Here is a 12,609-nt window from a genome sequence, read left to right as displayed (position 1 = left end):
TGCGAGGTCTTGAGCTAACTGATACTAATTGCCCGTGAGGCTTAACCATACAACACCCAAGTAGTTTTACTACGAAGTGTTTGTAAAAGACTGACACATTGCTGAAAAGCAATATCACGCACAACGTAAATTGAATAAGAAAACGCTTTTGTATTTATCACTCTAACGAGTAACAGCTTTCAAGATTGTAACCTTTTTGTCTAGCGACAATAGCACTGTGGCACCACCTGATCCCATTCCGAACTCAGAAGTGAAACGCAGTAGCGCCGATGGTAGTGTGGGAGTTCCCATGTGAGAGTAGGACATTGCTAGGCTTCTAATTAAGAGAAACCCGTAGCTGATGCTACGGGTTTTTTGCTTTCTGGCGTTTAAAAAAGACAAAACCCATAATTAGCATGCACTGATAACAAGGGTAGCGTGTCTTATATTAGTCATGCTGATGTCAGAGTAGGATATTTTGCTGTTTGTTCTATGATAAACCTATATCTTTTATTAGCTTAATAGTTACAATATTGAAAAAGTTTTAATAGGTCAGATTAATGCGCTACTTAATATGTTTATTTACCTCTGTATTGCTGTTTACATTTCAAGTGAATTCTTATGAATTCGTCCTTGAAAAATTACCAAGTATTAATAAACTTGGTGATTTCAAAGCAAGTGACTTATGTCAAGTGACTGAAAATACTAAGCTTTACATACAAGAGGTTACTAGTGATAAGTTTGCAGTACACCCAGGGACCGTATTTAATAATAAAATTAGCATCCAAAATGTTGAACAAACATTAGCGTTTATTTGTACAACTTATCGCGAGGACGTACGAGCAAAGCGACAAAGTCGTTTACACGATATAGCCTTTGTAAAAGAGAATTTTAATTTTTTTCGTTGGCTCCCTGATACACAGACAGCACAACTTATTGCAAATAAAAGTACCAATGAAGTTAAAAGTCGATTACTAAATAGTATTCCAAAAGATAAAATTTTTCTTACTAAATATTATACAAAATTATTAGATGCCAGTACCGTTAAAACCACAAAATATAATCAAGCTTTGTATGCCTTACCGACTGATGAGGTAGGCCTTTCATTAGAGCAAGCTGAAAACCAAAAACAGCAATTAATAAGGTATAGGTATACCCGACAAGATATTATGGCAGGAGCCCTATCAACAAATACAGCGGTTAAACCTTTAATTTGGTTATCTGAAGAAGCATTACATGATGTTTTGTTACAAGGTACTGGTGTGGTAAACGTTGGTGGAAAAGTTCGTTACTTTAATGTTCACCGTAATAACGGGATAGCTTATGATTATGCACTAGGAAAACGAGAGCAAGCAAGATATTGGTATTTTATTGAGGTCCCTAGCATTATGGGCTATGGCCAAAAGCAAGAGGATAAGATAGCGTTAAAATCCCAAGTAACCTTTGCTGGTAATGTAAAGCAGCTAGGGTTAGGTAAACTCTTTATGGTTAGCTATGACCGTAATAATGAAAATATATCACGGATTGGTGTCCTAGCTGATCAAGGTGGAGCGTTCGATGATAATTTATTCCAATTAGATATGTTAGTAGACAGCTACAAAGGTTGGAGTGATTATCACCAAGCTAATAAACATTTACCCGACTACGCTAAGGCTTGGTTAATTTTACTAAAGTAAATAAGGCTGATTAGGCAATAAAAAACAGCATTAGCGAGTCTTTTATCTAAAATGCTTGCTGTTATATCTTCAGGTGTAGCGTTTATACTAGGGTTGGCTGGTAGTCTATAGGGACATGATTCAGTACTTACTTTCTTTTAAGCTTATATTGATCATTCATGTAAACTGCACGGCGAAGACATTAACTACATTACAAACATAACATATATCGATGCTACCATTTATAGGATATAGCTTGTATTTAGTATAAACCTTGATCTTTATCAAACACAAACGAAAGACTTAATGATAATCGTTTGCATTAAGCTTTATTCATGTGTATTATCGCTTTAATTATAAAATACTCTCTCTAAAAACTTTAACGGACATGAACCCATGATGAAGAAAACCTTAATTGCTTCTGCACTTGTTGGCTTATTTGCTAGCACGGCTGTTACTGCAAATGACGATACAGAGGAATTACGTAAAGTTATTGCCCAGCAACAAGAAGTATTAAAGAGCTTAGAACAACGTTTAGATCAAACAGAACAGCGCTTAGAAGCAACTGCTGATCAGGTAGAATCTAGTAGTAGTACAACTGCATCTAACAAAACAACTATTGGTGGTTATGGCGAATTGCATTACAACAACTATAAAGATACTGACGCGAAAGTTGACTTTCATCGCTTCGTTTTATTTTTTGGCCATGAGTTCACCAATAAAATTCGCTTTTTCTCTGAATTCGAATTAGAACATAGCATTGCTGGTGAAGGACAAGATGGCGAAGTTGAGCTAGAACAAGCTTACGTTGAGTATGATTATAGCGATACTATTACTACCAAAACAGGCTTATTCTTGGTTCCGGTTGGCATAATAAACGAAACTCATGAGCCACCAACTTTTTACGGTGTTGAACGTAATGGTGTTGAAAAATATATTATTCCTGCTACGTGGTGGGAAGCCGGTGTTGCAGCTAACTTTAAGTTGGCGCCAGGTATAGCTGTTGATACCGCTATAACTAGTGGCTTAAACGTTGGGAATGACTACAAAATTAGAGGTGGACGTCAAAAAGTTTCTAACGCTTCGGCTGAAAATCTAGCTTACACCAGCCGTATAAAATATACCGCTATCCCTGGATTAGAGCTAGCTGCAACGGTACAGTTTCAAACAGATTTAGCCCAAAGTTCAGTCGGTGTTGATAAAGCCGCTGCGACATTAATCGAAGCCCATGCTATTTATCAAGTTGATAATTTTACCGTTCGTGCATTATATGCAACTTGGAATATTTACGGTAAAGAAGCTGAAGCATTAGGTCGAGATGAGCAAACAGGTTGGTATGTAGAACCTTCATATATGTTCAACGAACAACTAGGGGCTTTCGCCCGCTATGCTGAATATAATAACGAAGCAGGTTTTAGTTCTTCTAGTGCTGTCGAATCAAGCAGCGTCGGTATCAACTATTATTTACATGAAAACGTTGTACTAAAAGCTGATTATGAAGAATTGGGAGGTTCGAAAGACTCGCAAGGCTTTAACTTAGGCTTCGGCTACCAGTTTTAATAGGATTACTTATCGTAAACTTGCGTTAGGTCATATTACACATGGAAGTGAATGGGCATTATCTGCACATTCACTTTTATGTTTTAACAAATTTATTTATGCTAAAGGGTGACATGTGATTAAAATTATATTCACTTTATTGATTTTACTTAGCTTGCAAACAACGGTGTTTGCGAATGGTATTTATCAAACATCTAAGCAGTTTATTAGCAGTTCTTTTAATGGTGATTCACCAAAATCTAAAGCGCTATGGTTAACCGATCATGATAAAGTGGCAATCAGTGATATTATGAGTCATGAATATAATCGTTTACGCGTAAGGTACTGGCAGCAAGAAAATACCACAGTTTGGGTGCTTGAGGAAATAGGCAAAGAACAACCTATTACTATTGGTGTTCATATCAAAGATGAGCAGGTAGTGGACCTTAAAGTACTTGTTTATCGAGAGTCTCGTGGCGATGAAGTTCGACATGATTTTTTTACAGATCAATTTAAGTCGGCGTCATTGACCAAAGAAAACATGCTTAATCAACATATTGATGGTATAACAGGCGCAACCATGTCGGTACGAGCGCTTACTAAAGTTGCACGCTTGGCATTGTGGTTAAATAAAAAGGTAAAAGTTTAATTTTTTGCCAGTTATAAGTTTATTTAGATAGGTTTAACTCGCACCCCAATGATAAATAAAAAATCAGTACATTTAATACGTAATCGTCTTGTTCGTCATCTACGCAAATGGCACCGCCGACTGGGTATATTTGCTGCATTCTTCCTTATTTTTCTTTCTGTTTCTGGTATCGCTTTAAACCATACCACGTTGTTTTCTTTAGCACATCAATCAATTACCAGCTCGATACTGCTTAATCATTATGGAATTAAGTCCCCTAGTGATGTTCGTTTTTATCAACAAAAAGAATGGTTAGTCACTGACCAACTTATCTGGCTAGACGACAAAGTGGTTTTTCAAAGTGATGACCCTGTTATTGGTCTTAGTCGCTTTCAATCTTATTTTTTATTGGTTACCACAAAACAGCTTGTTATTTTTACTGACGAGGGGCTACTTGTTGATAAAATCGATAGTTCTAGTGACTTACCTGTTCCTATCTCAGCATTTAGCATTAACGGTGCACAGCTAATTTTAAATACTCCAGCGGGTTATTATCAAGGTGATAGTGATTTATTTGAGTGGCAAATGATCAGTACACTGGTCGAACCGTCTTGGATCGAAAGTGCTACGCTGACAGAGAATGAGTTAATCATGGCGAACAGCAAATTTCAATCGCAGTTTTTAAACTGGGAAAGAGTGATTCTTGATGCTCACTCTGGCCGATTATTTGGCAACTTTGGTGTTTGGTTTATGGACATTGTCGCTTTGATGCTAATTTTGCTTTCAGTGAGTGGTATTTATATTTGGTTAAAGTTTACCTATAAAAAACGTTAAAGATTAATTCTAGCTACTTTTCAAACACAGCACTTGTTGAGGTTAGAGCAGGATTGTCCTACTCATAACTTAGCTCTTGTTTAGCAAGTGTGCTTTACTCAATAACGTTAAGTAAAGCCGCTAACTCCTGTTGATACTTTTCTTTCTTGCTTTCAGTAAAGCCAACATGGGCACTAACTACTTTTCCTGAACGGTCAATGATGTAACTACTAGGCATGCCCTTTAATTTAAATTTGCGAGCGACTTTACCTTTTGGGTCATAAAATACAGTGAAATTTGCAGGAACTTCTGCCAAAAATTCTTCTGCTAAGGCTTTGTTGTTATCAACGTTAACACTGATAATAATTAAGCCTTGCTGTTTATATTGCGCTTGTATTTCGTTCATCCAGGGGAATGATTTTCGACAAGGCCCACACCAAGATGCCCAAAAATCTAAATAGATCACCTGTCCTTTGTGAGCAGCAATTAATTTATCAAAATTTTGTAAGACGTTTATTTGTGCGGTTGGCTCAGCAAAACTTACCGTTGTAAAACAGAGGCTAGTCAGGAAAGAGAACAACAATGGCATTAATTTTCTAGTATTCATAGTATTTTACTTAACAGAGTTTTTCTTATTAAAGCACGGATATTAAATTAGGTGAAGTGTGATAGTTATAAAACGATAATTGTATTTTTAATGATGAGTAAGGTAAATTGCAGGTAATATTTTACCTTTTAGACCAAATTATGAGAATATTTCTACAGACTAGCGCCTTGTTGATTGGTTTTATTTTATCATTAAGCATAGCGAATGCTTCAGCAGATAAAACCCTAGAACAACTAGAGCATGATAAGTGGCTTAAATTACGTTTTAGCGCTCAACATGAGCGCTTAATACCGATAGTTGCGGTTGCCGATATGTTTTTTGCTTGTGACCAAGCTAAAAATAGCGGTAATGCTAATTATCAAGTAAAGGAACTTGTTGAAGACATGGACCGTAATTTACTGGCTGAAAAATTAACAGCCTGCTTAGCGGGAGCAACAACAAAGTCTGATACTGCCTTGAATTATGGTTTGCAAGGCTGTTTTTCTGAGCAATTATCAAGTTTACCGGCGCAGCAGAAATTAGAAAGAATGGCGATGGTAACAGCAAGTATTTCAACTTTAAGCCGAGAAGAAAGACAAAAAAGCTTTACTCGTTGTGTAACCGATCAAAGTATTAGCTATTTAAAGTAATTGCAGAACAATTAGTTAAAGGTAAGGGCACAAAGTTAAGTGCTCCCCCTCTTAATTCAATAAGTTAGCTGGCGAAAACTGGTCGGTTAATAACTTAGTGTTTTCGGGCCAATCTTGCTCGATACTGATGGGTGTCATTTGTTGGCTGATCTTTAATAAATCAATATTGAAAGGTGTTAAACGTGATTGTAATTTTTTTGCTCGCTGATTAATTAATTCAATACTAGGCAGTTTTCCTTTGGCAGCTAAGATAATGCGATTACTATTTTTATAGTTACGTACATTGTAAAAATCGCCAAATACTTCTTTATAAGTAGCCGATTCATGTGCATATAAATCACTGATTGAAAAAGTATTAGCGCTCAATACACCTTCGGGACTAAGTAAATCTTTAGCTTCTTGTAAAAACTCTTGCGTTAATAAGTGTTCAGGAATGTAATCACCGTTAAACGCATCAAGAATTATCCAATCGTATTGTTGTTTTCTGATCAGCGCGCGTTTAATAAAAATTCTGCCATCTTGTATGACTGATGAAACAGCTTGGTTTTCGAGAAAACCAAAATATTGCCGAGCAACTTTTACAACGGCAGGGTCTATTTCAACATTGGTAATTTTACTGGTTGGGTAAAGTTGTTGTAGGATGTTTGACATAGTTCCGCCACCTAAACCAACAATAAGAATACTTTTGGGCTGCTCAATTAATAACAAACCGGAAAAGAGTAATTTTGTATAATTAAAGACTAAACGTTGAGGGGCCGTTTTATAAAAGCAGCTTTGATTTGTTTTAGTTGTTCTAACATTGAATTTCAAACAACGTAAATCACCTTGATCATCAACCAATATATTACGATATAACGAACGCTCTTGGTGAACAACTTCCGCGTTGCTACTATTAACAAAGAGAAAAATCAGGATAAAAATAGTTAACATTGAATAATTAAGTTTACTCATTTACAACACCTACTGTACTGAAGCTAACCGATTTTACCGATTTATTTAAGACAATCGCAATCAGCCCTAATAACGCTAATATCGAACTAAACACCATAATAATACTATTCACTTCAAAAAAGAGCACCAGATAAAATGAAGTAAGAATAGTGCCTAAGGCGCTGCCTAGTGTGGAAACAAAGTATAGTTTTCCCGCGATTTGACCGCTCTTATCTCGATCCGTTACTAATAAGCGGACCGAGTAAGGGGAGATCATCCCTAAAATAATCGTGGGTATAAAGAAGAGCGCGGCACAGGCGAGTAAAGAACCATAGCGAGAATCTTCAATATTCAAGAAGATGACTTCCATTATTGTTGTTGACCATAATGCAACGGGTAAGATGGTAATGCCTGCTAATACAAAAATAACACCATATTTTTTCAAAGAAGCATTTTGTGTCGACAGCTTACCACCAGCCAAGTAGCCAAACGATAAACTCAGCATAAACACGGTAATTATACTGCCCCAGATATGAACACTACTGCCAAAAAAAGGCGCAAGTATTCTGCCGCCTAACAGTTCAATGCCCATGATGCAAAAGCCACTACAAAAAGCGAGTAGGTAAATGAATGGGTTTTGCCACTTAGGTTGTGTTTGTTGCTCGGTCATTTAATGCTTATCTATAGTTTTTGTAGTAAGTATTTCTATCTTAACGACAAAAGGCGCGATATACCAAGTCAATTTGGTGTCGCGCCTTTTTTGTTTGTTAATCCTTATTTTCGTTTTTTAGCGGATTGCTTATCGAGTAACGGCTTTAAGAAACGAGCGGTATGTGATGTTTTGTGTTTGGCAACATCTTCTGGTGTACCAGATACCAATATTTCTCCACCACCAGAGCCACCCTCAGGGCCTAAATCAATGATCCAATCGGCTGTTTTTATCACATCTAAGTTATGCTCTATCACCACAACTGTATTGCCATGGTCACGTAAACGATGAATAACATGCATTAGTTGTTTAATGTCGTGAAAATGCAAACCTGTGGTGGGTTCATCAAGAATATAAAGCGTTTTACCGGTGTCACGTTTTGATAGCTCTTTTGATAATTTAACCCGTTGCGCTTCACCGCCTGAAAGGGTAGTCGCCGATTGACCTAATTTAATGTAGCTCAGCCCAACATCCATTAATGTTTGTAATTTACGATTAATAGCAGGTATCGGCGAAAAAAAGGTTAACGCATCTTCAATGGTCATATCTAGCACTTCATGAATGCTCTTGCCTTTGTATTTTACTTCTAACGTTTCGCGATTATAACGTTTTGATTTACATGCATCACAAGGCACGTAAACGTCAGGTAAGAAATGCATTTCAACTTTGATTAAACCATCACCCTGACAAGCTTCACAACGTCCGCCTTTAACATTAAAGCTAAAGCGTCCCGGTTTATAACCTCTTGAACGTGACTCTTGGGTCGCGGCAAAAATTTCACGAATAGCGGTAAATATACCGGTATAGGTTGCAGGATTTGAACGGGGTGTTCTGCCAATGGGGCTTTGGTCAATATCGATGACTTTATCAAGTAAGTCTAAACCAATAATTTCTTTATGTGGTGCCGGTTCCTGTGTCGTTGCGCCATTTAAAGCAATGTGAGCAAGTTTAAAGAGGGTATCGTTAATCAAGGTCGATTTTCCTGAACCAGAAACACCAGTCACACAAGTCATTAGACCATTGGGGATGACTAAATCAACATTCTTTAAATTATTACCGGTAGCACCTTTTAGTTCAACAACATTGTTTTTATCAAAGGGAACACGAACTTTTGGTATCTCTATGCCTTCTCGCCCTGAAAGGTATTGACCTGTTAGCGAGTTTTTACAGGCTAAAATGTCATTAACATCACCTTGAGCAATGATTTCACCACCATGAACACCGGCCCCTGGGCCAATATCAATAACATAATCTGCGGCACGAATAGCGTCTTCATCATGTTCAACCACAATCACGGTATTGCCCAAATCGCGTAAATGGATCAAGGTTTTTAATAAACGTTCATTATCGCGTTGATGTAAGCCAATTGATGGTTCGTCTAGCACATACATTACACCAACTAACCCCGCACCTATTTGGCTCGCTAAACGAATACGTTGTGCTTCACCCCCTGATAAGGTGCCAGCAGCGCGTGATAAATTAAGGTAATTCAAGCCAACGTTAACTAAAAAGCCTAAGCGTTCACAAACTTCCTTAAGAATTTTTTCGGCAATTTGTGCTTTCTGTCCCGATAAATTTAAGTTTTCGAAAAAGGCTAGCGCGTCAGAAATAGATAGCTCGGCAATATCAGTTAGTGGGGTATTAGCAATAAAAACATTGCGCGCTTCAAGACGCAAACGACTGCCATTGCAATCAGGACAATGTTGGCTATTTAGGTATTTTGATAATTCGTCACGAACGGCATTGGATTCTGTTTCGCGGAAACGGCGCTCCATATTATTAATTATACCTTCAAACGGGTGCTTACGAATAACGACATCACCACGGTCGTTCATATATTTGAATTCAATTTCTTGCTTACCACTACCGCGGAGGATTAGGTCTTGGTCACTCTTGGATAATTTTTCAAAAGGTTTATCAAGGGCAAATTTATAATGGTCAGAAAGTGCTTGTAGCATTTGAAAATAGTAAAAATTACGTTTGTCCCAGCCACGAATTGCACCACCGGCTAAACTCAATTCAGGGTTAGTGATAACCCGAGCAGAGTCAAAAAACTGTTGATTACCTAAACCATCACAGGTTTTACAAGCACCGGCTGGGTTATTGAATGAGAATAGACGAGGCTCTAACTCCTGCATGCTATAACCACACTTTGAACAGGCAAAATTAGCTGAAAAAATTAATTCTTCACGGTCAGGTTCATCCATAAAGGCAACTTTAGCGGTACCAGCGGTTAAGCCTAATGCAGTTTCAAATGACTCGGACAAGCGAAGTTGAATATCGTCTCTTACTTTTAAGCGGTCAACAACCACTTCAATGGTATGCTTTTTGTGAAGCTCTAGCGTTGGAGGATCTGATAAGTCACAGACCTCGCCATCGATTCTAGCGCGAATATAGCCTTGTGCTGCCAGGTTGTCGAGTAACTTTACATGCTCACCTTTTCGACCTTGCAATACAGGTGCAAGTACCATGACTTTAGTACCTTCTTCAAGCGCTAAAACCTTATCGACCATTTGTGAATTTGTTTGTGCCGCTAAAGGCTGATGATGAGTTGGGCAACGTGGCTCGCCCACACGGGCGTAAAGCAATCGTAAGTAATCGTAAATTTCGGTGATAGTACCCACAGTAGAGCGGGGATTATGAGATGTTGATTTCTGTTCGATAGAGATTGCCGGCGATAAGCCCTCGATATGATCAACATCAGGCTTTTCCATCATTGATAAAAATTGGCGCGCGTAAGCGGAAAGTGACTCGACATAGCGTCGCTGTCCTTCTGCATATAAAGTATCAAAAGCGAGTGAAGACTTACCTGAGCCCGAAAGTCCGGTAATAACGACTAATTTTTCTCTGGGAATATCTAAGCTGATGTTTTTAAGGTTATGCGTTCTAGCGCCACGTACTTCAATATTTTTCATAAATATCCACTCTAATAAATTACTCCGAATGTGAACAAACCCAATAGATTCGCTATCGCTATTCCACGTAAAGTTTGAACCAAGGATTATTGCATAATTACTTGGCAATAATCAGTAATAATCTCTGTTTTTGTTCAGGACTTTGTCGTGCTACTATAGCGCGAATTTTCGCTTTTTTATGACACGTTAGATAGAGAGCCCCATGAGTACGACAGGTTTAAACAGTATTGAGAAAAAAGCCGCATTTTCTTTAGCCGCCGTTTTTGGCTTACGTATGCTTGGGCTTTTTATGATTTTGCCAGTATTTGCTATTTATGGCGAACAACTGATCGGCTTTAGTCCTATTTGGATAGGCTTAGCCATTGGAGCATATGGCCTAACTCAAGCCATGCTACAAATACCTATGGGGATATTGTCTGATAAATACGGCAGAAAACCGATTATTTTAATTGGCTTAGTTATTTTCTTTTTGGGTAGTGTTGTCGCTGCGATGTCTGACACGATTTATGGTGTTGTTTTTGGCCGTGCATTACAAGGAACCGGCGCTATTGCCAGTGCGGTATTAGCATTGGCCGCAGATTTGAGTCGAGAAGAACAACGACCGAAAGTGATGGCAACTATTGGTATGTTTATTGGCTTATCATTTACTCTCGCTATGGTTTTTGGCCCTATAGTAGCGCAAGCGTTTGGTCTTAGTGGTTTGTTTTGGTTTACCGCAATATTAACCATTTTAGCCATGGTTATGATTCAGTTCATGGTACCAAATTCAGTAAATAAAGCGCCCAAGGGCGATAGTGTCGCCTTACCAGAGCAACTCAGTAAGCTGATTCGTAACCCTGAACTGTCGCGTTTAAATTGGGGGGTATTTATTCTTCATATGGCCTTAACGGCTTGTTTCATTACTTTACCTAAACAGTTTGTTGCTAGTGGTTTAGCGCTAGAGCAGCATTGGCAATTGTATTTACCTGCATTGTTAGGCTCTTTCTTTTTGATGGTACCTTTTATGATCATTGCGATTAAAAAGCAAAAAGAAAAACAGATGTTTTCGGCGGCTATTTTATTACTGGCAGCTGCGTTACTGCTGTTGTGGTATTTACCGCTTGGTTTTTGGACGTTAGTGTTATTGGTGGTGATGTTTTTTACTGCCTTTAATTATTTAGAAGCAACCATGCCGTCTATTTTGTCACGCATTGCCCCTGCTGGCGTAAAAGGCAGCGTAATGGGCATTTACTCTAGTAGTCAATTTTTAGGTGCTTTTACCGGTGGTATTATTGGCGGTATCATTGCCAGCCAATTTGGAGAACAAGCGATATTTTTAGTCATGTCCTTGATCACTTTATTATGGTTTTTCGGTGCAATAAGCATGAAACCACTGCAAAAATCAAAAAGTTATACCTTTACGACAAGTATTGATTGTGAAGAAAAAGCCAATGAAGTCGCGGAAAAATTAATTGAGTTACCTGGGGTTATTGAAGCGATATTGGTGCAAGAAGAATCGGTAGTTTACCTCAAGGTTGATGAGAAAGTAGTGAACTTGGCTGATATCAAAGCGGCCTTGAATCCCTAGTCATAAAGCTTACCCTGAACTTGCTTGCATCCATGTAGGCAAGTTCAGCAGCTAAAAATCGTTTAACCTCTAGCTATTAATACACGGCAATGACCTCGTGGTATTGTTTATTAGTGCCGATTAGTAACGCAACGTCATCATCAATAAACTTACCCATTAATGCCATTGCCATCGGTGAGTTTGGTGTAATAACGGTATAGGGTTTTCTATTTAATACACCTCGAAAACCTCCTGCTGCCGGCGCAATAAAAAACCATTTATCTCCGCATTTTTCTTGTGTTATTTGTACTAAGGCGCCTAAAGAGATCGGCATTTTCTTATCAAAGTCGTGAATAACAAATTGTTCAATCGCTTGTTCGGCTTGTTGAATATCATGGACCCGTCGAGATTGTCCTTCAGCTAAATAACTTGCCTCTATGGCAAGTGTGTCGTATTGCGTTTCTGCTACTGACTGATCATCAGTGGCGGCTAAATGAGCATTATTTGCTGCCGTTTTTATCGCGAATAACTCTGCTGATAAATAAGCAAGGATATCGTTAATTATTTTCTGTTTTTTCATCATACTCAGCATACTAGCTTGAAATTTTTAGTAAATATATTTTTGATCTGACAGCTGTCAAAATAGTACTTGAATTTAT

11 protein-coding genes and 1 rRNA gene are annotated in these 12,609 nt (G+C 38.1%); 7 read left to right on the top strand and 5 right to left on the bottom strand.

Annotated features, from left to right (window positions below):
- The first annotated feature begins 199 nt into the window (after positions 1-199).
- The 5 genes from rrf (at position 200) to ESZ26_RS14615 (ending at position 4,635) form a co-directional block, all read left to right on the top strand.
- Positions 200-314: ribosomal RNA gene (gene rrf, locus ESZ26_RS14635) — 5S ribosomal RNA — on the top strand.
- Between the two features lie 225 nt (positions 315-539).
- Positions 540-1,655: an MltA domain-containing protein gene (locus tag ESZ26_RS14630; protein ID WP_146800201.1), complete on the top strand. Its 1,116-nt coding sequence runs from the start codon at positions 540-542 to the stop codon at positions 1,653-1,655.
- A gap of 378 nt (positions 1,656-2,033) precedes the next feature.
- Positions 2,034-3,194 carry a porin gene (locus tag ESZ26_RS14625; protein ID WP_190278409.1) on the top strand — a complete coding sequence of 387 codons (1,161 nt, stop codon included), beginning with the start codon at positions 2,034-2,036 and terminating at the stop codon, positions 3,192-3,194.
- A gap of 115 nt (positions 3,195-3,309) precedes the next feature.
- Positions 3,310-3,822, top strand: coding sequence for an FMN-binding protein (locus ESZ26_RS14620; RefSeq protein WP_395881310.1), 513 nt, complete (start codon positions 3,310-3,312; stop codon positions 3,820-3,822).
- A gap of 48 nt (positions 3,823-3,870) precedes the next feature.
- On the top strand, positions 3,871-4,635 hold the full coding sequence (locus ESZ26_RS14615; protein ID WP_146800199.1) for a PepSY-associated TM helix domain-containing protein: 765 nt from the start codon (positions 3,871-3,873) through the stop codon (positions 4,633-4,635).
- A gap of 94 nt (positions 4,636-4,729) precedes the next feature.
- Here ESZ26_RS14615 and ESZ26_RS14610 read toward each other — a convergent pair whose 3' ends face one another.
- Entirely contained in the window at positions 4,730-5,221 is a 492-nt protein-coding gene (locus ESZ26_RS14610) for a TlpA family protein disulfide reductase (protein WP_223271658.1), read from the bottom strand.
- A gap of 140 nt (positions 5,222-5,361) precedes the next feature.
- Between ESZ26_RS14610 and ESZ26_RS14605 the strand changes: the two genes are divergently transcribed.
- On the top strand, positions 5,362-5,850 hold the full coding sequence (locus tag ESZ26_RS14605) for a hypothetical protein (protein WP_146800198.1): 489 nt from the start codon (positions 5,362-5,364) through the stop codon (positions 5,848-5,850).
- 51 nt (positions 5,851-5,901) lie between these two features.
- Here ESZ26_RS14605 and ESZ26_RS14600 read toward each other — a convergent pair whose 3' ends face one another.
- The 3 genes from ESZ26_RS14600 to uvrA all read right to left on the bottom strand — a co-directional run bounded on the left by ESZ26_RS14600 (position 5,902) and on the right by uvrA (position 10,404).
- On the bottom strand, positions 5,902-6,801 hold the full coding sequence (locus tag ESZ26_RS14600) for a spermidine synthase (RefSeq protein WP_146800197.1): 900 nt from the start codon (positions 6,799-6,801) through the stop codon (positions 5,902-5,904).
- Positions 6,794-7,450 carry a fused MFS/spermidine synthase gene (locus ESZ26_RS14595; RefSeq protein WP_146800196.1) on the bottom strand — a complete coding sequence of 219 codons (657 nt, stop codon included), beginning with the start codon at positions 7,448-7,450 and terminating at the stop codon, positions 6,794-6,796. The genes ESZ26_RS14600 and ESZ26_RS14595 overlap by 8 nt, the downstream gene beginning before the upstream one ends.
- Before the next feature lie 104 nt (positions 7,451-7,554).
- Entirely contained in the window at positions 7,555-10,404 is a 2,850-nt protein-coding gene (gene uvrA, locus ESZ26_RS14590; RefSeq protein ID WP_146800195.1) for an excinuclease ABC subunit UvrA, read from the bottom strand.
- A 202-nt stretch (positions 10,405-10,606) separates the two neighbouring features.
- On the opposite strand from uvrA, the gene ESZ26_RS14585 reads away from it, so the two are divergent.
- A complete protein-coding gene (locus tag ESZ26_RS14585; protein WP_146800194.1) occupies positions 10,607-11,971 on the top strand; it encodes an MFS transporter in 1,365 nt (454 codons plus the stop codon).
- A 76-nt stretch (positions 11,972-12,047) separates the two neighbouring features.
- Here ESZ26_RS14585 and ESZ26_RS14580 read toward each other — a convergent pair whose 3' ends face one another.
- Complete coding sequence (locus ESZ26_RS14580; RefSeq protein WP_146800193.1) at positions 12,048-12,533, bottom strand: hypothetical protein; 486 nt, start codon at positions 12,531-12,533, stop codon at positions 12,048-12,050.
- Positions 12,534-12,609: the final 76 nt, after the last annotated feature.

The sequence above is a fragment of the Colwellia hornerae genome, from assembly GCF_007954355.1.
In the GTDB taxonomy this organism is placed as follows: Bacteria; Pseudomonadota; Gammaproteobacteria; order Enterobacterales; family Alteromonadaceae; genus Colwellia_A; species Colwellia_A hornerae.
The sequence above is the reverse complement of the archived record's forward strand: the minus strand, read 5'-3'. Positions and strand labels throughout refer to the sequence as shown.

Bases quoted from the DNA above. Each gene is read 5' to 3' on its own strand.
- ESZ26_RS14630 (WP_146800201.1), top strand. From the start codon at position 540: ATGCGCTACTTAATATGTTTATTTACCTCTGTATTGCTGTTTACATTT.
- ESZ26_RS14625 (WP_190278409.1), top strand. From the start codon at position 2,034: ATGAAGAAAACCTTAATTGCTTCTGCACTTGTTGGCTTATTTGCTAGC.
- ESZ26_RS14615 (WP_146800199.1), top strand. From the start codon at position 3,871: ATGATAAATAAAAAATCAGTACATTTAATACGTAATCGTCTTGTTCGT.
- ESZ26_RS14610 (WP_223271658.1), bottom strand. From the start codon at position 5,221: ATGAATACTAGAAAATTAATGCCATTGTTGTTCTCTTTCCTGACTAGC.
- ESZ26_RS14605 (WP_146800198.1), top strand. From the start codon at position 5,362: ATGAGAATATTTCTACAGACTAGCGCCTTGTTGATTGGTTTTATTTTA.
- ESZ26_RS14600 (WP_146800197.1), bottom strand. From the start codon at position 6,801: ATGAGTAAACTTAATTATTCAATGTTAACTATTTTTATCCTGATTTTT.
- ESZ26_RS14595 (WP_146800196.1), bottom strand. From the start codon at position 7,450: ATGACCGAGCAACAAACACAACCTAAGTGGCAAAACCCATTCATTTAC.
- uvrA (WP_146800195.1), bottom strand. From the start codon at position 10,404: ATGAAAAATATTGAAGTACGTGGCGCTAGAACGCATAACCTTAAAAAC.
- ESZ26_RS14585 (WP_146800194.1), top strand. From the start codon at position 10,607: ATGAGTACGACAGGTTTAAACAGTATTGAGAAAAAAGCCGCATTTTCT.
- ESZ26_RS14580 (WP_146800193.1), bottom strand. From the start codon at position 12,533: ATGATGAAAAAACAGAAAATAATTAACGATATCCTTGCTTATTTATCA.